This window comes from Gemmatimonadaceae bacterium (genome assembly GCA_020846935.1).
In the GTDB taxonomy this organism is placed as follows: domain Bacteria; phylum Gemmatimonadota; class Gemmatimonadetes; order Gemmatimonadales; family Gemmatimonadaceae; genus RBC101.
The window spans coordinates 245,587-272,578 of sequence record JADLCY010000002.1 but is presented as its reverse complement, the minus strand read 5'-3'; the positions used below and the strand labels follow the sequence as shown (position 1 = coordinate 272,578).

Below are 26,992 nucleotides of genomic sequence, written 5' to 3'. Positions count from 1 at the left end.
CCGGTCATGTTCATTTCGGATTTTGCGATCAAGCGACCGATCATCACCATCGTCAGCATGCTGGCGCTGGCGGTGGGCGGAACGATCGCGCTGGTCAAACTGCAGACGGACGAGTTCCCGGAGGTCGCACCTCCGGTAGTGACCGTCGGGCTGGTCTATCCCGGCGCGTCGCCCGATGGTGTGGAACGCGAGATCCTCGATCCCGTCGAAGAGGCCATTTCGTCGATCGCCGGGGTGAAGCGCGTCATGGGCACGGCGCAGGACGGCTTTGCCTCGGTGATGGTGGAGTTCCAGTTCGAGAAGCCGCTGCAGGAGGCCACGCAGGATATCCGCGACGCGATCTCGGGCATCCGACAGGACCTCCCGCCGGAGCTCGAGGAGCCGATCATCAAGAAGTTCAACGACACGGATCGGCCGATCGTGTCGCTGGCCGTGTCGTCGGTGAACCTGTCGTCGGGTCAGCTCACGCGCCTGGTCGATCCGCACATCACGCGTGAACTGCGCTCGATACCGGGCGTCGCCGAAGTGAGCGTCCCGGGCAAGGTGGAGCGCGAACTCACGGTGCAGATCCGGCCGGAGGCGCTGCAGAGCGCGGGCATTGCGGTGTCGCAAGTGGTGCAGGCGCTACAACTGCAGAACCTCGCGGCTCCGGTGGGCCGTGTGAACGGCGTGCAGGACGAGCGCGCGATCCGGCTCAAGGGCCGCCTCGAGCGCCCCGATGAGTTTGGTCAGATCGTGGTCGCCGAGCGAAACGGCAACCTCATTCGGCTCAGCCAGGTCGCGGACATCATCGATGCGACCGAAGAGCCGCGCACGATGGCCCTGTGGCAGAAGCGGGAGGACCCAGGCAGCCGCGAAGCCGTCGGCCTCGACATCAAGAAGGCCAGCGGATACAGCACGACCGAGGTGAGCGACCAGATCCTCCAGCGCATCGAACGTCTCAGGACCACGCTGCCCGCCGGCACGACGATCGACGTCGTGAAGAACAGCGGCGTCAACGTGCGCAACTCGGTGCTCAACGTGGAGGAGGCGTTGCTCGAGGGCGCCCTGCTCACCGTGCTCGTGGTGTTCGTCTTCCTCAACTCGTGGCGATCCACGGTCATCACCGGCCTGGCGCTGCCCGTCTCGGTGCTGGCCTCGTTCATCGCGGTCTACGCCCTCGGATACAAGCTGGAGACGATGTCCCTGCTCGGCCTCTCGCTGGCGATCGGCATCCTGATCGATGATGCCATCGTGGTTCGCGAGAACATCGTCAGGCACGTGGAGATGGGGAAAGACCACTACACGGCGGCACGGGAGGGCACCTCGGAGATCGGGTTGGCCGTGGCGGCGACGACGTTTTCGATCCTCGCGGTGTTCATTCCGATCGGCTTTGTATACGGTGTGACTCGACAGTGGATGGGGCCCTTCGCGCTCACCATGGCGTGCTCGGTGGCGGTCTCGCTCTTCGTCTCGTTTTCGCTCGACCCCATGCTCTCGGCGTATTGGCCCGATCCGCATCGCGCCGAGCACGAGAAGGGCGTGATCACAAAGACCCTCGATCGGTTCAACGCCTGGTTCAACCGCATGGCGCAGCGCTACAAGCGCGTCATCGCGTGGGCGCTGGACCACCGGCTCGCCGTGGTGATCATGTCGCTCGGCACGTTCCTCGGCTCGTTCGTGCTGCTACCCAAGGGCCTGCTCGGCATCGGCGTCGTGTTTCTCGGCATCGCGATCGCGGTGGCCGGACTCACCATGTTTCGTTCGCGACTCATCAAGCTGGGTGCGGTGGCCGCGGGCATCGCGGTTCCCGTGGTGCTTCTGCCGATCGTGCCGCAGTTCATGAACGTCGGGTTTGGTTTCTTCCCCGAGGACGACAACGCGGAACTCAACATCAACGTGGAAACGCCACCCGGCTCGAACCTGGACTACACACGACTCAAGTCCGAGGAAGTGGCACGTCGCGTGATGCAGCACCCTGAGGTGCTCTACATCTATACGACCCTGGGTGGCGGCGACGCCGGCGCGGTGGACATCGGTCGGCTGTACGTCAAGCTCGTGGGCAAAGAGGAGCGCAGCATGACGGTGGAGCCGTTTGCCACCATGCTGCGTGACGATCTGGCCGCGGTTGGCGGCGCGACGGTGTCAGTGTTTGCCACCGATTGGGGTGGTGGCCGCAAGCAGGTGATGATCCAGCTGCGCGGCACCAACACTGACGAACTGAACGCCTTTGCGCAGTCCGCGCTGACCGAGGTGCGCAAGGTGCGCGGCGCGGTCGACGTGGGCCTGTCGTCCAAGGGGCAGCGGCCGGAGCTCAACGTGGAGCTGAACCGCGGACTTGCCGGCAGCGTTGGCGTTACCGTGGGGCAGATCGCCCAGGCGTTGCGGCCGGCCTTTGCAGGAATCGACGCCGGTGACTGGCAGGATCCCAGTGGCGAGATGCGCGACGTGGTCGTGCGCCTCTCACCCGAAGCGCGGCGTCGCTCGACGGACCTGCGCAACCTGCCGCTCGTCGTGCAGGGCCCCGACGGAGCGCCGAGCACCATGCCCCTGGGCCAGGTCGCCACGATCACCGAAGGCGTGGGACCGGCGGTGATCAACCACCTCAACCGCGATCGCGTGGTCAACGTGGAGTTCAACACCTCGGGCCGCTCGATGGGCGAGGTGACGAACGATGCCATGGCCACGCTGCAGAGCCTGACGAAGCCCGAAGGCGTCCGGGTGACCACCGGCGGCGAGGCCGAGCAGCAGGCCGAGGTGTTCTCTCAGATCTTCATCGCGCTCGGCATTGCGGTGGGGCTCATGTACCTGATCCTGGTCATGCAGTTCGGGTCGTTCCTCGATCCGCTGGCGATCATGCTCTCGCTCCCGCTGTCGCTCATTGGAGTGTTCCTCGCGCTGTCCCTCTCGCGGAACACGATCAACATCATGAGCCTCATCGGCGTGATCCTGCTGATGGGTATCGTGGCCAAGAACGCGATCCTCCTGATCGACTTCGCCAAATGGGCGCGCGAAAAGGACGGCAAGTCCCTTCGTGACGCCCTGATCGAGGCGGGAGCGATCCGGTTGCGGCCAATCCTCATGACCACCTTCGCGCTGATCGCCGGTATGGTGCCGACGGCGCTGGGTCGCGGCGAGGGCTCGCAGTTCCGCGCCCCGCTGGGCGTGGCGGTCATCGGCGGCGTCATCACGTCCACGCTGCTGACGCTCATCGCGATCCCGACGTTCTACGAAATCCTTGACGACATGCGTACGTGGTTTTCGCGTCGCCTGGGTTTCAACGTGTCACAGAAGACCGCGGAGCACGCCGTCCCGGGGGACCTGGTTCCCCAGCACGGGGACTGAGGTCACACCGCCGGATCGGTTGGGGTGAGGGGGAGGGGCTCAGGTGGCAGGAGGGGGGTGCACCGTTCGCATCCTCGTTCTGCCACCTGTCGCGTTTGGGGCCGTTCCGGTGGCTTGCGGCGGGAGGGGTCATTTCTTTTGTGCGTCCGGACGGAGAGATTCTCCGGGCCGAACCTGGTGCGCCTGGCTGGTCGGGATACGACCGCCGCGGCTGAACTTTCCCCCGGACATGCCTGCCCGAATCGCCTGGTCCCGCCTTTCCGACGAGAAGCTCATGCGCGTGCGCCTGCGCGACCTGGGGCTCTCGATCGAGGGCACACACCTCGAGGGGCTCGTCGAGAAGCTGTATGGCGAACTCGAGGCCAAAGGCTTGAAGGTCAGGCCACACGTCTGGTTGTCGGACGAGTGGTTCTCACCCGCAGGCGTGCCGGGCTTCGCGATTCCGTTCTACCTGGCCCACAAGCGGCTCCGGCGTCTGGAGCAGCGGCAGTTGCTCGACGTCGAGGGCGCGTCGCGCTCCGATTGCCTCCGCATCATGCGGCATGAGACGGGGCACGCCATCCAGCACGCGTATCAGCTGCATCGTCGGCGTCGATGGCAGCAGCACTTTGGCAAGTCGTCCGAGACGTATCCCGAGTACTACAAGCCCAACCCGGCCAGCAAGCGATACGTCCAACACCTGCGGCTCTGGTACGCGCAGAGTCACCCGGACGAGGATTTTGCCGAGACGTTCGCTGAGTGGCTGCGACCACGGTCCGACTGGCGGCAGCGCTATCGGGGGTGGCCGGCACTCCGGAAGCTCGAATACGTCGACCAGTTGATGTCGGACCTGGCGGGCCAGAAACCCCTGGTGGTGACGCGACGCACGGTGGAGCGCGTCGACCGCATGACCAGGACGCTGGACGAGCACTACACGTCGCGTCGCCGGAAGTACACGGTCGTGTTCCCGAACATCTACGACGCCGATCTGCGGCGGCTCTTTTCGGACCAGCCGCATCATCGTCGTCGCGAGGCCGCGGCGACGTTTCTGCGGCGTCACCGGTCGGAGATCCGTTCGCTGGTGGCCAAATGGACGGGTGAGTACCAGTACACGCTCGACCAGGTGCTGGGGAACATCATCGGTCGGTGCGGTGACCTGCGGCTCCGTGTGGTGGGCGGCGAGCGACAGGTGGTGACGGATTTCAGTGTGTTGCTTACCGTGAAGACGATGCACTTCCTGTACGAGCAGGGTCGCCGAAACTGGATCGCCCTCTAGCCCCTCAATGCGAAAGCTCCGCGTCCTGCTGCTGACCGATCCGCGCTGCATTCCCCCGGAGAACATCGAATCGCTCTCCGAGGCCGAGGCAATGGCGTACCGCACGGAATGGGACGTGATCCGCACGCTCCGCAAGATCGGACACGAGGTGCAGCCACTCGGCGTGTACGACGAACTGCGGCCGATCCGGCTCGCGATCGACGAGTTCAGGCCCGACATCGTCTTCAATCTCCTCGAGGAGTTCGCGAGCAATACCCTCATGGGGTACAACGTCGCGGGATTTCTGGAGTTGATGGGCGTGCCGTACACCGGGTGCAATCCGCGCGGATTGATTCTTACCGGCGAGAAGTCGCTGGCCAAGAAAGTGCTGATCTACCATCGCATCCGGCTCCCGGCCTTTCACGTCGCACCCCTCGGTCGCAGGGTGCGCCGTCCCCGCGCGCTGGGCTTCCCGCTGATCGTGAAGAGCCTCACCGAACACGCCTCGCTCGGCATCTCGCAGGCGTCGTTGGTGCATGACGACCAGGAACTGTCGGAGCGCGTGGCCTTCATCCACCGGCGCCTGGGCACGGATGCGCTGGTCGAGCAGTTCATCGTTGGCCGGGAGCTGTATGTCGGAGTGCTGGGCAACGATCGACTCGTCTCGCTGCCGCCGCGGGAGCTGGTGTTCGAAAAGGCGCCGGCCGACACGCCGGTGATCGCCACGGCGCGGGCCAAGCACAATCTCGAGTATCAGCAGCGCCACGGGATCGAACAGCGCGCCGCGGATGAGCTGCCGCCGGACGTCGCGACGCGCATCGGGCACCTGAGCAAGCGCATCTATCGGACGCTGGGCCTCACCGGATATGCGCGCGTCGACTATCGGCTGGGACCTGACGGACAGCTCTGGTTCCTCGAGGCGAACCCCAATCCCGAGCTGGCCGAAGGGGAAGAGTTTGCGTCGGCGGCACAGCAGCACGGCATCGACTATCCGGAGCTGCTGCAGAGAATCGTTGGGCTCGGCTTGCGGGGCACCGGTTCACGTGAGGCGTGAGCCTTTGATGGCGAGGGGGCCGCGATGGAGATCCTGACAGCGATCTGGGGATACCTGACGCTCGGGGTCTCCACGATGGTCACGCAGGAGCTGGGCGCGCTGGTGGGCGGGTTCGCCGCGGAGCAGCGCCACCTCGACCTCACGCTCGTGCTGATTACCTGCGCGACGGCGGTGTTCGTGGAGTCGGTGGCGCTGTATTCGCTTGGTCGCTGGAACGCGGCGTGGGTGCGGCTCCGTCTGCGCAAGGCGTCGCCCGTCGCGCGTCGGCTGCTGCGATCGATGCGCTACAGCCCGTGGCGCGCGACCATCATCTCGCGCTTTGCCTTTGGCGCGCGCATCCCCCTTCCGCTCGCGTGCGGCGCCGCGCGCGTCCCCTCGTGGATCTTTCTCACCGGGACGGCGATCGCCTCGGTGATCTGGGCCTCGGTGTTCGTTGGCCTGGGATGGGTCTTTGGTGAAGGGGCCGTGCTGGTCGTGGGCGAGGTGCGCCGCTTCGAGTGGGTGATCGGCGCGGTGCTCGTGCTGGCGGTGGCGGGTGTGTTCTGGTGGCTCAAGAAGAAGGAGCGCGAGGCGAGGGCGAAGGATCCCACGGCAGGTACGCCGCCCCCGATCTGACCGTTCGGCAGACAGGGGAGCGTCCTCCACACTCCCGGGCGTCGTGGCGCCAGCTGCTGCGGCAGGCCGCCTGGAAAGCGCTGGGTATGCACCCGTACCTGCGGCGCGACATGCCGGCATGGCCTCGGCGCATCTCTCGCCGTGTCGCGGATCGATGCCTTCCTGTTCGTTTCGCGTGCGCGCCGATGCAGCGTCCGGGTTGTCCATGGCTCGATCTCGCCATGGCTCCGCCGCGTCGAGCCCTTGGCACGTGACGCCGTCAGGCCGCTGGCTCTTCGGCCACGCTGTCGCGGATCGCAGGCAGATCCTCGCGTGAACCCGCAACGATGATCAGCGCCACCGCCCCGACGATCACCGTAGCAGCAATGCCGACGCGCGGCGTGAGCGGCTCACCGCCAAAGAGCGCGCCGAGCGTCACCGCGACCACCGGGTTCACGAAGGCGTACGTGGACGCGCGCGCGGCCGAGGCGTGTGTCAGCAAGTACACGTACGCGGTGAAGCCCGCGAGCGACGCCACGAGCACCAGATAGGCAAAGCCGAACCACGACCGCAGCGTCACGTCCGCGACATCGAAGCCCGACCAGCCGCCCAGGGACGAACTCACGATGAGCAGCATCGCGCCGCCGGAGAGCATGTGCATGCCGCTCATCATCTGAGCGGACGCTGGCTTCGCGGCCGTGCGCGCGTAGAGCGAGCCCGCGGCCCACACCAGCGTTCCAGCCAGCACCGCCGCCGCGCCGAGGGGATCGATATGGTCCGCGCCAAGGAGTTCAGCGGGGCCCACGAGGAGCGCGATGCCGGCGAGACCAACCACGACGCCGGCGAGGGTTCCCGCGTGTGGTCGCCGTCGCCGGTCGCGCAGCCACTCCAGCAGGACCATCCAGCATGGTGTCATCGCGGTGAGCAACGAGGCCACGCCCGACGGGATTCGCGTGATGGCGAACGCCACCGCAGCGTTGGAGCTCATGAGGGACACCCCAACCACGGCGGCCGCCTTCCACTCTGCCGGAGTTCCGCGCGCTTGCGTGAGCAGACGAGCGGCGAGGATGAGGATCGCGCCCGCCAGAAGGTTGCGCGCGCCGGCCATGGGAAAGGCCGGCATCGACTCGACGGCGAACTTGATCGCGAGGTACGATGACCCCCAGACCACGTAGACGGTGATGTAGGCGAGCAGCAGCCGCCCGCGCGATGGCGTCATCGCCAGCGAAACAGACGCATCGCGAGCGTAAACGCGACGAGCAGCCAGGCCCCCAGGATCGCCAGCTCGCTCCCCACGCCGGCAAAGCCCTGCCCCTGCAGCATGTTGAACCGCAGGGCATCGACCGCCGCGGTGAGCGGCAGCGCCTGCACGAAGGGCTGTACAACCTCGGGAAAGCGCGACGACGCGAAGAACACCCCTGACGCGACCCACATGGGAAGCATCACGAGGTTCATCATGCCCGATGCAGCCTCGATGGTCTTTGCCCGCGCGGCGATGAGGAGCCCGAGTGCCCCGAATGCAAGGGTGCCGAACAGCGCCACGACAATGAATACGAGGAGCGAGCCGCGCATCGGGACGCCGAACGCAAAATGGCCAAAGGCGCTGATCACCGTGACCTCGATGATCATCAGGCCGAGTCGCATGAACAGGAACGATGCCAGGTAATGGCCCTTTCGCATGGGGGTCGCGACCAGCCGCTTGAGCAACTTCTTGCGCCGCGCATCGACGATGGCGAACCCGATGCCCCAGATGCCGCTCCCCATGAGGTTCATGGCGAGCAGGCCAGGAACGACGAAGTCGACATACCGCGACCCCGGCTCGGAGACGAGCGTCTCACGTGTTGCCACCGGGTGTGTGCCGCCGCCGGCGCGCTGAATGGCGCGATCGACGAGCAGCCCGGCGTTGCGTGCTTCGGGCCGGGCGTCGTCAAAGCGGTACTCCACCGATGCCTCGCTTGACGCGGCGACGACCACGGCGACCGTGCCCAGGCGCAGCGCTTCGGTCGCCGCGCTGTCGCTGAGCACGGACACGTTCAGCAGCGAATCCCCGTCGAGCGCGACCCGCACACGCTCGGCATATGCACCCGCGACGACGGCGACTGGCACGACCTCGGCCGGGCGCGAGCGAAACGCGACGCCGAGACCCGTGGCGAGCAGGATCGGGAACACGAAGGTCCAGAACACCGCTTCGGGTTCACGCAGGAACTCCAGGAATCGAACGCGCGTCAGCTCGACCAGCGCCGAGTAACGCCGCGAGCCTGAACCCGGGCGCGTCGATGCGTCGGTCAAGTACCCGGAACCTCGGGATGGTGGCGCGCCGGTCGTGCCCATGGATTCTGGAGTGCGGGGAGGCTCTCGAACAGGATCAGTCCTCAGGCGACCGGACCACCCTCGCGGAGGTGTCGGCCGGTCAGCGAGACGAAAACATCCTCGAGCGTGGGGGAATGCGTCGTCAGTTCGGTGAGCGTGGCGCCGCGCGCGGTGACGAGCGCGAGCAGCGCGGGAATCGTCTCGTGCGCCGCGTTCACCTGCATCGTCCACGACGACGCGTCCATTCGGACGGCCAGTACGCCAGGAAGCACGCCGAGTTCGTCGGCCACGATCGTGTCCGGCGGAGCCAGCGTGCACTGCAGCACCTGCTCGGCCCCCAGGGATCGGATCAGCTCCCTCGGCGTCCCGAGCGCGATGACGCGACCGCGATCGACGATCGCCACTCGGTCGCACAAACGCTCGGCTTCATCCATGTAGTGAGTCGTCAGCATGATGGTGCGCCCCAGCTGCTTGAGGCGGTCCACCACGTCCCACAACTGGCGACGCGCCTGCGGATCGAGGCCGGTCGTGGGCTCATCGAGAAACACGAGATCCGGATCGCCGACGAGCGCACACGCCACCGAGAGCCGCTGCTTCTGCCCGCCGGAAAGCGTGCCAACGCGTGCGCGTCGCTTCTCGTCGAGCTGGACGATCTGGATGACGTCGTCGACCTCGCGGCCGCGGTCGTAGAAGGAACGGAACAAGCGGACGGTCTCCTCGACCGTGACCTTCTCGGCGAGTTGTGTTTCCTGCAGCTGCACACCGAGACGCTGACGCAGCGCCCGCTCGTCCTTCCGCCAGTCGAGCCCGAGGACCTGGATTTCGCCGGCGTCGGGGGCCAGCAGCCCTTCGCAGATCTCGATGGTGGTAGTCTTTCCCGCTCCGTTCGGGCCAAGGAGGCCGAAGCACTCACCGGCGGCGACCGTGAGGTCGAGGCCGTCCACCGCCGTGACGCTGCCGTAGCGCTTGACGAGGTGCCGGACGGACAGCGCGGGCGCGGAAGGCATCGCGGAACAGTAGCCGGAGAGGTCACACACAGAAAGGCGGGCGCTCATCATCCGCTGACAGGCGACGGGGAACCAGCGTCTCCGGTTGCGGAGGGTCTCGTCCAGGCCGGACCTCCGCGTTGGCACGGTGGGTGGTGGCGTCTCATTGAGTTGAAACGGGCCCACTCCCGCACGGTGTCAGTGCAGGACATCCGCGCTGCAAACACCTAGATTGCACCGAACGTATGGAGCCCGCCCTCCCCACCCTTCTGGATGACGGCGTCGCCCGCGGCATCATCACCGCGGAGCAACGCGAGGCCCTGTTGCGGCTTGGGCAAACGAGCGCCGCCCCCGAAGGTCAGGCACCAGCGCGCGCGCAGGTCACCATCGTCACGGTGGCCTACAGCCTCGGTGCGCTCCTGGTAATGTTTGCGGCGGGATGGTTCCTCGCGAAGCAGTGGGACGCTCTGGGAGGCGCGGGCGTTCTCGCTGTCGCACTCCTCTATGCGGCCCTGCTCACCGTCGGTGGCGTATGGGCTGCGCGTCACGGCTTCGTCCTCGGGGCCCGAGTGGCGTGGATGCTCGCGGTCTCCCTAACCCCGCTGGTCGCATGGAGTCTGCTCGACCTCACGGGGGAATGGCCCGCGCGGCCGGCAGAGGACGCGTTGTGGCGGTACACGCCGTACATCTCGACGCGCTTCCTCGTGCTCGACCTCGCGACCGTGCTGGTCGCGCTCGTGGTCTGGCGCCGGAGGCGTTTTCCCGAGTTGATGTTGCCGCTGGCGATCGCGCTCTGGTGGACCTTCTTCCACCTGGCGCGCGTACTGGAGGTCGGCGCGGCGTCGGACGGATATCAGAACTGGATCGTGATGACGGCGGCGCTGACGCTCCTCGCCATCGCCGACGGGATCGAACGCTGGCAGCGACGCACCGGCGCGAGGCGGGAGGGCGACTTTGCCGAACCGATGTGGTACTGCGGCGTCGCGGCGTTCTCCATCGCCTACATGATCCTCTGGTCCGACGCCAACGGCTGGAAGCATCTCATGCCGGTGGTCGCCGCCGGGCTCCTGCTGCTCTCGATCGTCTCGGGGCGCAAGTTCATCTCGATCGTTGGCATGCTGGGCGTGTTTGGGTACCTGGCCTGGCTCGCGTCCGAAGTCTTCGAGGACAGCGCCTTGTTCCCGCTCGTCCTGGCTGCGCTCGGCATCGCCATGGTGTTTGCCACGGTCTGGCTGCAACGGCGCATTCCCGCGTTCATCGCGCGCCTCGGCGGCACGCATCGGGGCCCCACGTGGCCGCCGATGCTTTCATGGTTACCGGTGCTCTTTGCACTCGGCATGGTGGGGTGGTCGTTGCGCGGAGCCGACGAGCGCGCGGCTGAACGCGAGCGCGCTCTGCGGAACGCGCTGCTGGAGAACCACCGCCGCACCCAGCAGGGGCTGCGAGAAGGCCGCCCGCCCCGCGTCGACTCCCTGCCACGCCCGGCTCGCTGAGGTCCGACGTGCGTCGGGAAACCCCGACGCGCGCCGCGTCGTAGAAGGGCGGACGCGACTCAACCCCCGACTCTCCCGTCGGACAGGTCGCCACGTGTGCCGTCGATGCGGCGGCGCCTCATCCGTTTCACCGCGTCCGCCATGGTCGTTGCCCTTCCGTTTGCGCTCGTTCTGCAAGCCGTCTCCGTTCAGGTCGGCACGTCAAAGGCCAGGGAAGACAGCGCGCGTCGCGCCGCGGTGCGGGATTCCATTCGCGCCGAGATGATCAATCGGTCCGAGGACAACCGTCGGCGACCGGTCCGTCGCATTCCAGTGACGCCCGATCTCGAACGCTCGGCGTTCAAGGACCCCGACGCGCGCCAGCTCCTGCTGCGCGCCCGCGCCGCGCGCTTTGAACAGGACTCCACGCTCCTCTCCTACGACGCCACGGCATACCAGCGGATCTCGGCGGGCCTGGGTTTTCGCGCCATCGGACGCGACCGGTTGCTGTTTCGTTCGGAGAATGCGACGCGCGTTCGGTGGTCGCGGAGCGGGGGAGTGTACGTGGATCTGAAGGGGCGACGCACGGTCTTTCCGATGGTGGACGAGCACTCGGGAGACGTGAACATGGATGAGATCGGGCCGATCCCGTATTTCCCGGGCCGCGAGGCGCTGTGGGTGGGATCCGGCCTCGCGCGCGCCGAAGTCGACGAAAACGAACTGGTGCACCCGATCGCGACGGGTGCCGAGGCGTACTACCGATACGAAGCGGGTGACTCGCTCACGATCACGCTCTCCGACGGGAAGGCCATCCGGTTGCGGGAGTTGCGCATCGAGCCGCGGCGCCCCGAGTGGAAGTTTTCGGTGGGCTCGTTCTGGTTCGACCAGGAGAGCGGGCGGTTGGTCCGCGCGGTGTATCGCATGGCAGCCCCGATGAACATCTGGGCGGTGGCCGACGAGGAGTCTGCCCGCGAGCGCGCCGAGCGGCACGCGGATGCGGCGGGCGACACCACGTCACGCGGTCGGCGGCGGAACCGTGACGACGATGATGACGTGCCGGGCTGGGTGAAGGGGATGATGTCGCCGATGGAGGCGAACCTCGAGGCGGTCACCGTGGAATACGGGTTGTACGGCGGCCGCTACTGGTTGCCACAAACGCAATACGCCGAAGGATACGCCAAGGCGTCGTTCATGCGTGTCCCGTTCAAGCTGGAGGAGAGCTTCAAGTATGCGAGCGTGAACGGCACGGATTCGCTGCCAACGGCCTCGCGCGAGAAGACGTATCGCGAGCTGCGCGATTCGCTGTTTGGCCATGACAGCACGCGATGGATGGCCCTCGCGCCCGACGTGCGTGCCGCGCGGACCAAAGAGCTGGCTGCCCTCATCTCGTCGCGAGCGGCGGCCCGCGCCGAGCGGCGCAAGGCGGAGTGTGCAGCCGACGGATTCTACACCGCGACGCAGTCACGGTTCGACGGTGCGGTGCGCGCGACGGTGCGCACGCCATGCGACACGGCAGCGCTCGCCCGGGCGCCGGAACTGTCGCCCTCGATCTATGACGCGGGCGAGGATCTGTTCGGGGTGACCGAGCGCAACGAGCTGCTCAAGGCGCTGGACTTCAGCCTGCAGCCGGTGTGGGCGCCGATGCCCGTCCAGCTCGACTATGGCCTCTCGCACCTCCGGTACAATCGTGTGGAAGGCCTGTCGTTCGGTGCGCGCGCGTCGCAGGTCCTTGGCAAGGGGTATTCGTGGGGCGCAGAGGCGCGCGCGGGGACCGCGGATCACAGCCTGTACGGCGATCTGTCGGTGTCGCGCACCAATGGTCGCCATACCTGGCGCGTCGGCGGCTACCGGAGGCTCGGCGTCGCGAACAGCGACTGGGGCAATCCGCTCTCGTTTGGTGCGTCGTTAGGTGCGGCGCTGTACGGTCGCGACGAAGGCTACTTCTACCGTGCCTCGGGGATGGAGCTCGAACGCGCGCTGGCCCGTGGCGGCGGCCTGTCGATGAAGGCGTTCCTCGAGCGCGAACACAACGCGACGGCGAACACCACCTGGAACGTTTCACGCGCGTTTGGTGGCCGCTCCGAGTTTCAGCCGAACATCACGACCGAACGGGCCACCGTCGCCGGCATCGCGCTGCGCAACCAGCTGAATCGTGGACTGGACCCCCTCGGGTGGCGGCTCTACGGTGACGCGCGACTCGAAGGTGGCCTGCTGCTCGATCGCGCGCTGGGCGACACGGCGCCCGGTGCCTATGGGCGCGCGGCGGGTGACCTCACGATCTCCCGCGCGGTCGGTCCGCGGTTTGCCGCCGCGCTCACGCTCGGCGCGGGCTACAGCCACGGAGCGCCGGTCCAACGCCAGTTCTTTCTCGGTGGGGCGCAGACGGTGCGCGGTCAGTTGCTCGGATCGGCCGCCGGCGAGGCGTATTGGCTCGGCCGCCTCGAGATGGGACACGCCGTGGGCGCCGTGCGTCCGGTGCTCTTTGGCGACGTGGGATGGGCGGGTCCGTGGGCGCAGCGCTCGCATCCGGGGCGCCCGATCAGTGGCGTCGGCCTTGGGACGTCGGTGCTCGACGGGCTGATTCGCCTCGACCTGTCACGCGGTCTCCATCCTCGCAAGCGTAACCGCCTCGACCTGTACGTGGAGGCGCGCTTCTAGCGGCGACCCACGGTGACGCGCGCGTGAGCTGCGTCACCGTGAACCACTTTCGCGCGCCCTCGCGTCAGGCGCGCTCCCCTTTCGCGACGTCGACCGCGGGCTACGTTCCGTCCCGGCGTGCGGGCGTGCCGCGCGTCATTGGACTTGCGAAGGAGGTCGGCTCATGTGGGATGACTTCAAGGCATTCCTGCTGAAGGCAAACGTGGTCGGATTGGCTCTCGCCGTCATCGTCGGTGGTGCGGCAGGCGGCCTGGTCACGGCGATGACGAACGACTTCATCATGCCCATCGTCGGAGCCGCGCTGCCGGAGGGCAACTGGCGCACGTGGACGCTCGACGTGGGATCGATCAAGTTCGGCGTCGGCGACTTTGCGGGGGCATTCCTCAACTTCGCGATCATCAGCTTCATCGCCTGGCAGATCGGCAAGATCTTCGTGAAGCCCGATCCGCCGGCGCCACCTGCGCCCCCGACGAAGAGCTGCCCCTTCTGCGTCAGCAGCATTCCCGCCGCGGCCACGCGCTGCGGATTCTGCACGAGCCAGCTCTAGTCGTGTAGGGCATCCAACCCCCGGGGAGCTGCCAGCGTTGCGTCCGGCGCACCGAGCACGTGAAGCGCACGTGGTTCCTGTGCGCCGGATAGCGTCGCGTGGCGACCGCCCCCGGGGGGCGATCAGTTCCAGCGAAGCCCGCGGAGCTGACTGAGGTTCACGTTGCCACCGGAGAGCACCGCCACCACGCGGGAGCCGGCCGGCAGTTTCACGAGACCGTGCAGCATCGCCGCAACCGGGGCCGCGGCCGCACCCTCAACGACCAGCTTGCAGCGCTCCATGACCCACAACATCGCCTCGAAGATGTCGGCGTCCGGAAGGGCAACGATCTCGTCGACATAGCGCTGCACGACCGAGAAGTTGATCTCGCCGGCCCGCTTGACGCGCAGCCCATCGATAATCGTGCGACAATCGATCGTCTCGAGGTGCCCGGCCTGGACGCTGCGCTGCATGGCGGGTCCGTCGGACGACTCGACACCGATCACCCGCACCCTGGGGTTGTGGCTCTTGACCGCCATCGACACGCCCGCGATCAAACCGCCGCCGCCGATCGGCACGACGATGGCGTCCAGCTCGGGCCAGTCCTGCACCACCTCGAGGCCGAGGGTGCCCTGGCCGGCGATGAGCTGCTCGTCATCGAACGGATGGACGTAGGTCAATCCTTCGGTGCGCACGAGTTCCTTCGCCTTCTCGTTCGCCTCATCCCAAATGGTCCCATGCAGCACGACCTCGCCGCCATAGGCCCGGGTCGCGGCGATCTTGGCCGGTGTCGCGTTCTCCGCCATACAGATCACGGCGCGGATGCCGTGGATCTTCGCCGCCAGCGCAACACCCTGCGCGTGGTTGCCGGCCGAGGAGCACACCACACCGCGCCGTTTCTGCTCCTCCGGCATGAGCGCGAACTTGTTCAGGGGTCCGCGGATCTTGTACGCCCCCACGCGCTGAAAGCACTCGGCCTTGAGCCGCGCGTCGAAGCCGGTCGCCTCGCTCAGCTGACGGGAGGTGAGCAGCGGGGTGTGCTTGATGTGCGGCGCGATGCGCGCGCGCACGGTCTCAAAGTCGCTCAGCGTCAGGGAGAACATGGTGATTGAAGGAGGTTTGGCTGCCCGGGGAAGCCTACGCGTCGCCGAACCTGACAAACTCGGTGATCCGGTTGAGGAACGCTACGCCGTCCCCTTACCGCCAGCGAGTCACGCCGGTCAGCGTCGCTTCACGTGGGCACTGTCGCAGTCTGAAATAGGGAGGGCCGGTGACGGCCTTCTACTTCTAACCGTACCACTACCTTCACGTGTGCGAGCCTGGATCCGCGCACGGGTGCGGCGCGATGGAAGCTGGGCGTTCTCTGCATGGGCGCCGGTCGCCCCGCGGGTCACGGTACCCGGATCGTTCCCTCGCAGACCAGCACGCTCGCGCCGCCCACGCGCACGGCCGTGATGTCGCCAGCTGACTTGTCCACTTCGACCTCGAGAATGCTGGGTCGGCCCATCTCGAACCCCTGCTCCACGACCCATCGCAGCGTGCCGTCGCGTCGGTCGTCGCGCGTACCCAGGTAGCCGCCGAGCGCGGCGCACGCGGAGCCGGTGGCGGGATCTTCGGGGATGGATTCGCTGGGCGCAAACATGCGGGCGCGCACGTCGTGCCCGGCGTGCTCGGCGTCGTGCGCAAACACCATCACCATCGGGTGCGGCGTGTCCGAGAGCGCGCGTTCCCACAGATCGACGCGCAGCTTTGCCCTGCCGACCGCGTCGCGGTCACGCAGGGGAATGAGGGCGAACGGCACGCCAGCCGAAACGGCCTGGGGATGGAAACGACCGCCAAGTACGTCGTCGCTCGCGAGCGACAACATGGGGGCCAGCACCTCACGTGCCGGCAACGGCGGAAAGGTCTCCGGCAGCCTGGCTACGGAGAGCTGGCAGAACTCAGGCACGCCGTTTCTCGACCGGATCCGTACGGGCACCGGCCCCACGCCTTCCTCGAAGGTGATGCGTGTACTGTCGCCGGTCAGCGGAATCTCGCCGATCGCCGCGAGCACGTGGGCCGTGCCGACCGTCGGGTGCCCGGCAAACGGCATCTCGTTCGCCGGTGTGAAGATCCGGACGCGTCGTGTGTGGCGCGGGTCGTCCGGCGGGAAGACGAAGGTCGATTCCGCGTAGTTGAACTCCTTCGCGATCGCCTGCATCTGACTCGCCGACAGCCCGCGGGCGTCCGGAAGCACCGCGAGCTGGTTCCCGCCGAACGGCGTACTCGTGAAGACGTCCGCGGTGAGATACCGATAGGAGGCCGTCACGCCGGGCGCCGCATTCGCGCTACTCGGCGCCCATGAACGGATAGCGATAATCTGTCGGCGGCACGAACGTCTCCTTGATGGTGCGCGGGGAGATCCAGCGGAGCAGGTTGAGCTTGGAGCCCGCCTTGTCGTTGGTGCCTGAGGCGCGCGCGCCGCCAAAGGGCTGCTGGCCCACCACCGCACCGGTCGGCTTGTCGTTGATGTAGAAGTTGCCAGCGGCGTTGCGCAGGCCGGTCATCGCGTCGCGCACACCCTGCCGATCGTTGGAGAATACCGCGCCGGTCAGCGCGTAGGGCGACGTGCGATCGACCGTGCCGAGGATGTCGTGCCACTTTGCGTCGTCGTAGACGTGCACGGTGACCACCGGACCAAAGATCTCCTCACACAGCAGGCGATACCCCGGATCCTTCGTCTCCACGAGCGTGGGCTCGATGAACCAGCCCGTGTCGCCTTTCGCCTTGCCGCCGGCGAGCACCGAAGCGTTGGCGCGCGCATCGGCGAGGTAGTCCGAGATCCGGTCGAACGCCCGCTGGTCGATCACCGCGCCCATGAAGTTGCGGAAGTCGCGGACGTCGCCCATGCGGATGTCGCCGATCATCGCCACCGTGCTGTCACGCACGGTGTTCCACAGCGAACGCGGGATGTACGCCCGACTCGCGGCGGAACACTTCTGGCCCTGGTACTCGAACCCGCCGCGCGCGATCGCCACGGCCACGGCCTGCGCGTCGGCAGACGGATGCGCGAGGATGAAGTCCTTGCCGCCCGTCTCGCCCACGATGCGCGGATAGCCGCGGTAGTTCGACATGTTCGCGCCGATCGTCTTCCACATGGCGTTGAACACGCCAGTGCTGCCCGTGAAATGCACGCCGGAGAGCTCGCGGTGCGTCAGCACGTAGTCGCTGATCATCACCGGGTCGCCCGGGATGAAGTTGATCACGCCTGGCGGAAGGCCGGCCTCCTCCAGGATGCGCATGATGTAGTACCCCGACAGCATGGCGGTCGCGGCGGGCTTCCACACCACGCCGTTCCCCATCAGCGCCGGTGAACCGGCGAGGTTGCCGCCGATCGCGGTGAAGTTGAACGGGGAAATGGCGTACACGAACCCCTCGAGCGCGCGGTAGTCGAGCATGTTCCACATGCCCGCGCTCGACATCGGCTGGTCGGCGTAGATCTCCTGCGCGTAGTGCGCGTTGAGGCGCCAGAAGTCGATCAACTCGCACGCCGAGTCGATCTCGGCCTGGAACACGGTCTTTGACTGGCCGAGCATCGTCGCGCTGTTGAGCGTATCGCGATACTTCGTGGCGAGCAGCTCGGCCGCCTTGAGGAACACCGCCACCCGGTCCTCCCACGGCCACTGCGACCACTCGCGCTGCGCTGCTACGGCCGCCTCGACCGCCATGCGCGCGTGCTCGGGCTTGGCCTTGTGGTAGTCGGCGAGCACGTGCTGGTGATCGTGCGGCATGACCGCATGGCCGAGTTCGCCCGTTCGGTACTCCTTGCCCCCGATGATGATCGGGATCTCCACGCGTTCCCGGGACATGCTGTCGAGCCGAGCCTTGAGCGAGGCGCGCTCGGGGGAACCTGGCGCGTACGACCGAATCGGTTCGTTGACAGGCGCAGGCACCTTGCGGATGCCGTTGAAGCCGGAAGCGCCGGGGCGAACGGCGTCAGCGCCGGCGCGGGAGGCGGCGCGATCGGGAGCAGTGGCGGTCATGGGTCGATCCGTGAGGGGCGGTCGTGGCCGGCAGCAGCCGGTCGGAACAGACGTTGCGTGCGAACGAACAAGATAGTCCGCGGTCGGTGGGTCCGCTGGCGTCGTGCCCCCGACACGCCTCCTGGGAGCGCGAACCCCGGGTAGGTGTAGCTGCCTGGAGCGTGTCTCATCATAGCTTGCACGGCGCGGAAGAGGCGCCTCACCTGGTCCGGAGACCCATGAACAGAACTCGTCGATCGATCACGACGGCACTGGCGGTGGTGCTGGCGGCATGTGGAGGTGGAGGCGACAAGCCGTCGGGTCCTCCAAAGGTCGCAAGCGTTGCGGTGACGGCGCCCGCGACCCAGCTCGAGGTGGGGGCCACGCTCGCTTTCTCGTATTCGGCGCGCGACGCACAGGGGAATCCGCTGAGCGGTCGCACGGTGACCTGGTCTTCGTCCGCACCGACGGTGGCTACGGTGGCCGCTGACGGCGTGGTCTCCGGAGTGACCGCTGGCCAGGCGACGATCACGGCGGCGGTGGAGGGCGTCACCGGGTCCGCGCCGATCACCGTGATTCCGATCCCGGTCTTTGCGGTGGTCATCAGTCCACGCACCGTGACCGTGCGTTCGGGCGAGACGTCGCAACTCACCGCCCAGGTACAGGATGCCATTGGTCGCCCGATCACCGGGCGTGCCGTCGTGTGGAGTTCTCTGGCTCCGGCGACCGTCAGCGTCTCCACCACGGGTCTCGTGACGGGCGTGGGCGCCGGCACCACGTGGGTGCTCGCGGTGGCCGAGGGTAAGCGTGACAGCATTTCGGTGCGTGTGCGCAGCCTGACGGCGCCGACGTTTGGCACGGCGAGCCCATCGCAGTGGACGCCGGGGATCGCCGCGACCGTCACCGGCGCGAACTTCTCCGCCGTGCCGACGGAGAACGAGGTGCTGGTGAACGGCATCCGCGCGACCGTCACGGCGTCGACGGCGACCAGCGTGTCGTTCACCGTGCCTTCCGCGAATGCGCTGCCCTGTTCGCCCACGGGTCCGGTGCCGGTGGCCGTGATCGTGAATGGTGACACCGCCAGCGGGGCGGCCGGGCTTGCGGTGGCGACGCCGCGCACGCTGGGCGTGGGCCAGCACATGCTGCTCACGAGCAGCGGCGACCTGGCGTGCAACGAGTTTGCCGTGACCGGCGGTCGGTATCTGGTGACGGCGTTCAACGCGAGCACCAATCCGAACGTGAAGACGAGCTTCCAGTTGCTGGGTGCGGCGAGCGGGGCATCGGCCGCGCAGGCCGCAGGACCGGCGCAGCCCTCGTCAGCCACGCCCACCGCCGGCCCACTGGTGAGCGCGCTCGTGACGCGTAACGCCGCGGCGTTCGCACTCGGGCACCTGGCCGCACTGGAGTCGAACGCCGCGCTCATCTCACGCGGCGCGGGCCTGCGGGGTGCGCTGCTGCAGCGTCGTGAACGCGCGCGTCGAAACGCGCGTGACGTGAGCGCCACGGCGCGACAGGCATTCGGCGCCTCGGCGCGAGCGAGCGCCGCGGTGGTCCCGGTGCCGCCGCCGAACGTGGGCGATCGCCTGTGGAAGCGCATGCCGAAGACGTTCAACAACTACAACTCGTTCGACTCCGTGCGGGTGCGCGTCGTGTATGTCGGCCCCAAGCTCATCATCATGGAGGACTCCACCAACGAGAACTTTGGTACGATGGACGCCGAGTTCCAGGCGGTTGGCACCGACTTCGACACGAACATGTACGACGTCCTCAGTTCGTTCGGGGATCCACTGGCGCTCGACTCGCTCACCGACAACAACGGCCGGGTGATCGCGATCTTCTCGAAGCGGGTGAACGAGTACCAGCTCAACAACGGCGGGTCGCTGCTGGGGTACGTCACCTCGTGCGACTTCTTCGAGCAGGAGGATCCCGATCCGGACAACGTGTGCCTGCCGAGCAACGAGGGCGAATACTTCTACGCGATCGCTCCCAATGAGAACGGCGTTCGCGGCAAGTACGATCTGGCCACGTGGAAGCGGTACACGCGCGGCACGATGATCCACGAGATGAAACACGTCGTGATGTACGTGCAGCGCATCTTCCTCGACGCATCACAGGGTGAGGAGACGTGGCTCGAAGAGGCGACGGCGCAGATGGCGACCGAGCTCTGGGCCCGCAAGATCTACGGGGCGTTTGGCTCGAAGGCAGACCTGCGTTGGACCGACGGGCCGCGCTGCGACTACGCGGTGGCGTCGGCCACGTGCAGCGACCCGGTCGAAGCCATTCTGCACCCGTTCCAGTTCCTCTATCAGCACTACGTGGCGAACGAAACCAAATCGATCCTCGACAACGCGGACCTGATCATTTATGGCGGATCGTGGTCGTTCGCGCGCTGGGTGACGGACCAGTTCGACAACGGGAGCGAGTCGACCTTCACGCGAGCGCTGGTGCACCAGCGCACCGACCGCGGCGTGACGAACGTCCTGAACCGCACCGGCCGTCCCTGGAGCGAGCTGTTCGGTCTGTTCTCAATGGCCTCGACCGCAGACAACTACCCTGGAGGCACAATCAGCGACCCGCGTCTTCGACTGCCGAGTTGGAACACGCGCGACGTGTTCTCGGGGATGAATGCGAACCTCGTCTTCCGGAACCAGGATGGCAGCACGACGCCGGCGTTCCCGCGGGCGTGGCCGCTCAGTGTGCGATCGGCCACGTTCGGCACGTTCAGCAGCGGGCTCCGCACCGTGAGCTTTCTGCCCGGAGGTGGCTGGGCGGCGTGGGAGATCAGCGGCACGCAGACGGCACCTCAGGTGTTGGCGATCCGTTCGACGAGCGGGGGTCTGCCGCCCAACGGCATCGGCATGGTGGTCCTCCGCGTGCAGTGATCCGAAAGCGCGCGGCAGTGCCAGTGGCCGTCGTGCTGCGGTGAGTCGAAAGCACGGTCACCGCGAGTGGCCGTCGAGCGTAGGGGGGGAGCACGCCGCGCGCGTTCAGGGGCGAGCCGAGGCTCGCGACCCGCGACTGGCGAGTCATGAGAGGGGGCGTCGGAATACATTCCGGCGACCCCTTTCCCTTTTTCGTGTTCATCGGCGTTCATCCCAACGACACCGGCGGCATCGACATGGCGGTGCGGCGCGCGGCGGCGAGCGGCGCAAATGCATTGCAGGTCTTTAGTGCCAAGCCGCAGTTCTACAACGAGAAGATCTCCGTCCGTCCCGAGCGCGTGCAGCGATTCGTGGCGGCGATGGCCGAGCAGGGCCTGGACCGAACGCGCTGTCTCGTCCACGCGTCGTACGTGATCAACGTCGCGTCACCAGAGGACGACAAGTACGCGCGTGCGGCGCTGGGGTTGGCGAAGGAACTGGAGCGGACAAGTGCGCTCGGGGCGTTCGCGTGTTGCTTTCACCCGGGCTCGGCGGGTACCGGCGACCCGGCGGCGGCGATCGATCGCGTTGGCGACGCCATCGTGCGTGCAATCGAGTCGGCCCCAGGTACGGCCCGCGTGCTGATTGAAAACACGGCGGGAGCAGGACGCACGATGGGTCGGACGCCGGAGGAGATCGCGGGGATGCTGGCGCGCGTGCCCGCCGCGTTGCGCGGACGCACGGGCTATGGACTCGACACGTGCCACCTCTTTGCCAGCGGTCTCGACATCCACACCTCGGCGCAGGCCCAGCGCGGCACGCTGGATCGCTTCACCGAGGTGATCGGCGAGGCGCCGTCGTTCTTTCACTGCAACGATTCCGAGGGCGAGTTCGGTTCCAACCGGGACCGTCACGCGCTGATCGGGCGAGGTCGCATCGGCGCCGAGCCGTTTCGCTGGCTGCTGGCCGACGCGCGCGCGCACGCGGTGCCACTGATCCTCGAAACGCCGCAGGCGAACAACGCCGTCGCTGAGGACGATGCGTCGGCGGACCCGTGGGACGCGGACATGGTGAGCCTCATGCGGGAGCTCGCGGCGCGCTGACTGCGCTCTCGCGCCTCGCCGCGCGCGACCACGCGATGAACGCGCGACGGCGCCGCACCGCGTGCGCCGTGCGATTTCCCCAGCGAAAAACGCGTTTTCCCTAGGGAAATGCCTGCTTTCCCTATTGCGCGCACGGGGCGCTCTCATAGCTTGTTGGCGCGTTGCTCGTTGTTTATACCGGGGAAACACGTACCAACACACTCAGGAGTCGACCATGCCTGCAAAGAAGAAGGCCGCAAAGAAGGCGGCGAAGAAGGCGCCAAAGAAGGCCGCGAAAAAGGCGGCCCCGAAGAAGGCCGCCAAGAAGGCCGCCAAGCGCAAGCCGAACGCGGCGTTCATGAAGCCGATGACCCCGAGCGCGGCCCTCGCCGCCGTCGTGGGTTCCAAGCCGCTCCCGCGCTCCGCCGTCGCCAAGGGACTGTGGGACTACATCAAGAAGCACAAGCTCCAGGACACCAAGAACCGTCGCAACATCAACGCCGATGCGGCGCTCCAGGCGGTCTTCGGTGGCAAGAAGCAGGTCTCCATGTTCGAGATGACGAAGCTCGTCAGCAAGCACCTGTCGTAGGCCTCGGCCTCCCGACGGTACCGCGAGGCGCGTCCCCCAGGGGCGCGCCTCGCTGCCGTTCACGACACCCGCAGGCAGCGGGGCCGTAGTTAGATTTGCCGGCGGCGAGCGACCCACGTGCCGTTGGCCCTCATCCCGGAGTCGACCGCCGCCCGCGCGGGCTTCGCGCCGTCGCCTCCGATCACCCCACATCGAGTGGCCAAGAAGTCGTCCACACCGCCAAAGCCCCGCAACGTCGTGCGCGCCGCCAAGTCAAAAGGCGCCGCCTCCTCGACGTGGCGCGAGAACCTCAAGGGCATCCTCGGCACGGTCGCCATCTTCCTGTTCATCCGGATCTTCTTCTTCGAGGCCTATCGGATTCCCTCGGGGAGCATGATCCCGTCGATGCTCATCGGTGACTGGCTGTTCGTGAACAAGCTCGCCTACGGCCCGCACATTCCGTTCACGAACATCAATCTGCCCGGGTACACGGAGCCGCGTCGCTACGAGATCGCCGTGTTCGTCTCCCCACCGCAGATCGATCAGCCGTGGGATCCGACGCCGATTCTCGTGAAGCGCGTCGTCGGCCTTCCGGGCGATACGCTGTACATGCGGGACGCGAAGCTCTTCGTCGACGGCATCGAACAGCGCCAGGGCTACGGTGCCGAATCGGAGCCAGGAGATCCGAACGAAACATCACCACTCTTCGAGTGGCAGGCGAAGTACGCGCTCACCGCTTCGCGCTTCGGACCGGCGCCGACGCTCCCCACGCACGACAACTGGGGCCCGCTCGTCGTCCCGGCCGGCTACTACTTCATGATGGGCGACAATCGGTACAACTCGAAGGACTCGCGCTACTGGGGTATCGTCCCGCGCGAGAACTTCCGTGGCCGCCCGCTCTTCGTCTACTACTCGTGGGACGCCGAGAGCACGCGTCCGCTCGCGTTCCTCACTGCCATTCGCTGGGGTCGGCTCGGGCACTGGATCAAGTAACGAGCCGTTGCGGGGCACGATCGTGCGGAGCGCCGCCTCGCGGGTCATCGCGCGAAAGCCACGCATTGCATCGGGGACGGATGGAGGGGATCCCTTCGTCCTCGCTTCCAGTCTGAAGCTGCGCTGGCGACACCCGACGCGGATCAGCACTCACGGGTGACGACCGCCTCGTGTTCCTGACGGGCGTGTTGTCGTCTCGCGAAATCACCGCGTGAGTTGCTCCTGGAAGGCGTCGACGCCAGTCGCCTTTCGGAGTTCTGACACCGGGCGCAGACTTACGCATGCCTTCTGCCGCCTTTCTTCGCACGGTGGGTGTGGCCGCGGTCGTTGGTGCGGGGGCCCTCGCACTCCCCGCGCCTTCCGGCCTGCCTAACGAACCGCTGGCGGTGGTGCCGGCGCCGTCGCCATCGTCCCGGCCGGCTCCGGACACGCTCGAGCTTCGCGTGCCGGGGCTCCGGGCGCCTGTCGAGGTGCGTCGCGATCGATGGGGCATTCCGCACATCTATGCGAGCAACCAGCACGATCTCTTTCTCGCGCAAGGCTTTGTCGTCGCGCAGGATCGGCTCTTCCAGATGGAGATGTGGCGGCGCCAGGGCGAAGGGCGGCTCGCCGAAGTGCTCGGGCCTTCGGCCGCGGAGCGTGATCGGTGGGCGCGGGCGTTTGCGTATCGCGGTGACATGGCGCGGGAGTGGGCCGCGTACGGACCCGACACGCGCGAGATCGTGCGAGCGTTCGTGGCCGGCGTGAACGCATGGATCGCCCAGGTTGGCGATCGACTCCCTCCGGAGTTTGGCCTGCTTGGCTTTCGCCCGGAGCCATGGACAGAAACCGTGCCGCTCGCGCGCGCCACGGGGCTCTCGGGGACGGGGAACGGATCGGCGGAGGTTCTGCGCGCGCAGCTCGTCGCCGCGATCGGTGCAGCCCGGACGGACTCGCTGCTCCCCACCGACCCGGCGCGGCCCCTCGATCCTGTTCGTGGCTTCGACTACTCGGGCATCACGCGCGAATCCCTGGGTGGCTTCGCGGCGACGTTCTCCGACATTGCCTACAACAGGATCGAGGGCTCGAACAACTGGGTGATCGCCGGGTCGCGTACCGCCACGAAGCGGCCGATCCTCGCCAACGACCCGCACCGGGTGATCACTAACCCCGCCGTGCGCTACCTCTCGCACCTCGTGGCGCCTGGCTGGAACGTCATCGGGGCAGGCGAGCCGGCGAGTCCGGGGGTTGCGATCGGCCACAACGATCGCATCGCGTTCGGGCTCACGGTGGTCGGGATGGACCAGCAGGATCTGTACGTCGAGTCGCTCGGGACCTGCGGTGCATCAGGCGCGCTCGAGGGAGCCGACGCGCTGTCGTGTTATCGACACGACGGCCGCTGGAAGCGTATGCGGCTCGTCGTTGACACGATCCGCGTGAAGGGAGAGGCCGCGCGAGTCGTCACGCACCGCTATACCGTCCACGGCCCGCTGGTCGCGGTCGACACCGTGCGGCGCCGCGGCTACGCCGTCCGGTCTGTCCATGCTGAACCGGGAACGGCCGCGTACCTCGGCTCGCTCCAGCTCGATCGCGCCCGCGACTGGCCGTCGTTCCAGCGTGCCATGACGCGCTGGCTCATGCCGAGCGAAAACATGATCTACGCCGATGTCGACGGAAACATCGGGTGGGTGGCGGGCGGACTCATGCCGAAGCGCAGGTGGTCGGGACTGCTTCCCGTGCCCGGCGACGGTCGTTTTGAGTGGCAGGGTTTCGTGCCGGGCATGCAGCTCCCGCGTGCGTACAATCCGGCGGCGGGCTTCATTGCCACGGCCAACAACAACATTCTCCCGACGGGGTACACGACGCCGATCGCCTACGAATGGGCGAGCCGCTACCGCATCGATCGCGTTCGCGAGGTGCTGACGGCGTCGACCGCGCACACCATCGAGGGCTCGAAGCAGCTGCAGCATGACGATCGGTCCAAGCTGGCCGAGTCGCTGCTGCCGCACCTGGATCGCGCTGCATCGCGCCGCGGACAGAGTGAGCGCACCGAGGTGGCGACGTTGCGGGCGTGGAATCGCCGCATGTCGCGCGACCAGGTGGCGCCGACGCTCTTTGCTGCCTGGGCGCCGGCGGCGTACCGTCGCGTGATTGCCCGCGCGACCGCGGACGCGCCGGCGGCGACAACGTTGCTCGCAGGGTCAGCGAACTATCCGTGGCTGGAGCGGTACCTGGGACGGCCTGATGCCGATCCCGCGATCGACTCGCTGCTCCTCCTCGCGCTCGACGACGCGGTCGCCGACCTGGAGCGCCGGATTGGTCGTGATCGCACTGCCTGGCGGTGGGGCACCATCCACGTGGCCGCCTTTCGTCACGCGCTGACGAGCGCGTACGACCTGCCGGCGGTATCCCGTGGGGGGGACGCGAACACGGTGTACGCGACCGGGGGTGCGAACTACCGGCAGAGCGCGGGCGCGTCGTTCCGCGAGGTCATCGATCTGGCCGACTTCGACAACTCGTTTGCGACGAACGTGCCCGGGCAGTCCGCGGATCCGCGGAGCCCACACTATCGGGATCTGTTGGCGCTGTGGGCCGAGGATGCGTATTTCCCGCTGGTGTATTCGCGCGCGCGCGTCGAGGCGGAGACGGAGCAGGTGATGTGGCTGCGCCCGGTGGCATCGCGGCGGTGAGTGGTTCGGAGCCCCGGTTGCGTGAGGCGTTGCCTTCGACGCAATGTCCGCGCACCCTCATCCCACCGCCATGCCCGCTTCGAGAGTCGTCATTCTGGTCCTGAGTCTGTCTGCCTGTGCGCGTCAGGCGGCGCCAACGACCACGCCGGTGCCGGCGGAGGAGGCACGCACGACGGAGAACGGGGTGACGTGGCACACGCCCTACGGTCGACCGACGCGTCCGTTCTCGCCGGCGGTGCAGGTGGGGAACCTGCTGTTCCTTGCCGGTCAGATCGGCACGTCGGCGAACGCGCAGGGGGGCGTGGTGCCCGGGGGGATCGCGGCCGAGACGAAGCAAACCATGGAGAACATCAAGGACGTGCTGGAGAAGGCGGGGTCGTCGCTGGACCGGGTGGTGAAGTGCACGGTGTTCATGGCCGACATGCGGGAGTGGGACGCGATGAACGAGGTGTACGCGACGTACTTCCCGCGTCACAAGCCGGCGCGTTCGGCGCTGGGGGCGAACGGGCTGGCGTTGGGGGCGCGCGTGGAAATCGAGTGTTTCGCGGCGGTGCCGTGATGCGTTCGGTATGGCCGCGGGTGGCGGTGGTCGTTGCGTGGTGTGCGGGGGCGACGTTGGCGCTTGCGCAGCAGCCGGGGGGCCCCCCCGAACTCAGTATG

General features: G+C 67.3%; 18 protein-coding genes and 1 pseudogene. 13 read left to right on the top strand and 6 right to left on the bottom strand.

Annotated elements, in window-relative coordinates; genetic code table 11:
• Positions 1-6 precede the first annotated feature (6 nt).
• From IT361_05145 to IT361_05130, 4 genes and pseudogenes are all read left to right on the top strand, one after another.
• Positions 7-1,713: pseudogene (locus tag IT361_05145) on the top strand (efflux RND transporter permease subunit).
• Between the two features lie 1,840 nt (positions 1,714-3,553).
• Positions 3,554-4,579 carry a putative zinc-binding metallopeptidase gene (locus IT361_05140; GenBank protein MCC6317060.1) on the top strand — a complete coding sequence of 342 codons (1,026 nt, stop codon included), beginning with the start codon at positions 3,554-3,556 and terminating at the stop codon, positions 4,577-4,579.
• A gap of 7 nt (positions 4,580-4,586) precedes the next feature.
• On the top strand, positions 4,587-5,612 hold the full coding sequence (locus tag IT361_05135) for a D-alanine--D-alanine ligase (protein MCC6317059.1): 1,026 nt from the start codon (positions 4,587-4,589) through the stop codon (positions 5,610-5,612).
• A 24-nt stretch (positions 5,613-5,636) separates the two neighbouring features.
• On the top strand, positions 5,637-6,227 hold the full coding sequence (locus IT361_05130; protein MCC6317058.1) for a DedA family protein: 591 nt from the start codon (positions 5,637-5,639) through the stop codon (positions 6,225-6,227).
• A 259-nt stretch (positions 6,228-6,486) separates the two neighbouring features.
• Here IT361_05130 and IT361_05125 read toward each other — a convergent pair whose 3' ends face one another.
• Genes IT361_05125 through IT361_05115 form a run of 3 tightly spaced genes read right to left on the bottom strand, consistent with a single transcriptional unit; the run spans position 6,487 to position 9,523 of the window.
• Positions 6,487-7,425, bottom strand: a complete 939-nt coding sequence (locus IT361_05125; GenBank protein ID MCC6317057.1) for an EamA family transporter — start codon at positions 7,423-7,425, stop codon at positions 6,487-6,489.
• Positions 7,422-8,537, bottom strand: a complete 1,116-nt coding sequence (locus IT361_05120; protein MCC6317056.1) for an ABC transporter permease — start codon at positions 8,535-8,537, stop codon at positions 7,422-7,424. Before IT361_05120 ends, IT361_05125 begins: the two co-directional genes overlap by 4 nt.
• 41 nt (positions 8,538-8,578) lie before the next feature.
• A complete protein-coding gene (locus IT361_05115; GenBank protein ID MCC6317055.1) occupies positions 8,579-9,523 on the bottom strand; it encodes an ABC transporter ATP-binding protein in 945 nt (314 codons plus the stop codon).
• Between the two features lie 224 nt (positions 9,524-9,747).
• Here IT361_05115 and IT361_05110 point away from each other — a divergent pair, with 224 nt between their 5' ends.
• The 3 genes from IT361_05110 (at position 9,748) to IT361_05100 (ending at position 14,179) form a co-directional block, all read left to right on the top strand.
• Positions 9,748-10,995, top strand: coding sequence for a hypothetical protein (locus IT361_05110; protein ID MCC6317054.1), 1,248 nt, complete (start codon positions 9,748-9,750; stop codon positions 10,993-10,995).
• A 105-nt stretch (positions 10,996-11,100) separates the two neighbouring features.
• Complete coding sequence (locus tag IT361_05105; GenBank protein ID MCC6317053.1) at positions 11,101-13,632, top strand: hypothetical protein; 2,532 nt, start codon at positions 11,101-11,103, stop codon at positions 13,630-13,632.
• Between the two features lie 163 nt (positions 13,633-13,795).
• Positions 13,796-14,179: an MscL family protein gene (locus IT361_05100; GenBank protein ID MCC6317052.1), complete on the top strand. Its 384-nt coding sequence runs from the start codon at positions 13,796-13,798 to the stop codon at positions 14,177-14,179.
• A gap of 122 nt (positions 14,180-14,301) precedes the next feature.
• Here IT361_05100 and ilvA read toward each other — a convergent pair whose 3' ends face one another.
• From ilvA to pruA, 3 genes are all read right to left on the bottom strand, one after another.
• Entirely contained in the window at positions 14,302-15,261 is a 960-nt protein-coding gene (gene ilvA / locus IT361_05095) for a threonine ammonia-lyase (GenBank protein MCC6317051.1), read from the bottom strand.
• Between the two features lie 287 nt (positions 15,262-15,548).
• Positions 15,549-16,466, bottom strand: a complete 918-nt coding sequence (locus tag IT361_05090; protein MCC6317050.1) for a PhzF family phenazine biosynthesis protein — start codon at positions 16,464-16,466, stop codon at positions 15,549-15,551.
• Positions 16,467-16,485: 19 nt separating this feature from the next.
• Positions 16,486-18,180 carry an L-glutamate gamma-semialdehyde dehydrogenase gene (pruA, locus tag IT361_05085; protein MCC6317049.1) on the bottom strand — a complete coding sequence of 565 codons (1,695 nt, stop codon included), beginning with the start codon at positions 18,178-18,180 and terminating at the stop codon, positions 16,486-16,488.
• Between the two features lie 218 nt (positions 18,181-18,398).
• Between pruA and IT361_05080 the strand changes: the two genes are divergently transcribed.
• The 6 genes from IT361_05080 (at position 18,399) to IT361_05055 (ending at position 26,891) form a co-directional block, all read left to right on the top strand.
• On the top strand, positions 18,399-21,041 hold the full coding sequence (locus IT361_05080; protein MCC6317048.1) for an Ig-like domain-containing protein: 2,643 nt from the start codon (positions 18,399-18,401) through the stop codon (positions 21,039-21,041).
• A gap of 194 nt (positions 21,042-21,235) precedes the next feature.
• The gene (locus IT361_05075) at positions 21,236-22,123 is read left to right on the top strand and encodes a deoxyribonuclease IV (protein MCC6317047.1); all 888 of its coding nucleotides are present in this window, start codon (positions 21,236-21,238) and stop codon (positions 22,121-22,123) included.
• Between the two features lie 214 nt (positions 22,124-22,337).
• Positions 22,338-22,691 (top strand): SWIB/MDM2 domain-containing protein, encoded by a 354-nt coding sequence (locus tag IT361_05070; GenBank protein ID MCC6317046.1) that lies wholly within the window; start codon positions 22,338-22,340, stop codon positions 22,689-22,691.
• A gap of 195 nt (positions 22,692-22,886) precedes the next feature.
• The gene (gene lepB / locus IT361_05065) at positions 22,887-23,663 is read left to right on the top strand and encodes a signal peptidase I (protein ID MCC6317045.1); all 777 of its coding nucleotides are present in this window, start codon (positions 22,887-22,889) and stop codon (positions 23,661-23,663) included.
• A 281-nt stretch (positions 23,664-23,944) separates the two neighbouring features.
• Complete coding sequence (locus IT361_05060; GenBank protein MCC6317044.1) at positions 23,945-26,332, top strand: penicillin acylase family protein; 2,388 nt, start codon at positions 23,945-23,947, stop codon at positions 26,330-26,332.
• A gap of 70 nt (positions 26,333-26,402) precedes the next feature.
• Positions 26,403-26,891 (top strand): RidA family protein, encoded by a 489-nt coding sequence (locus IT361_05055; GenBank protein ID MCC6317043.1) that lies wholly within the window; start codon positions 26,403-26,405, stop codon positions 26,889-26,891.
• Positions 26,892-26,992: the final 101 nt, after the last annotated feature.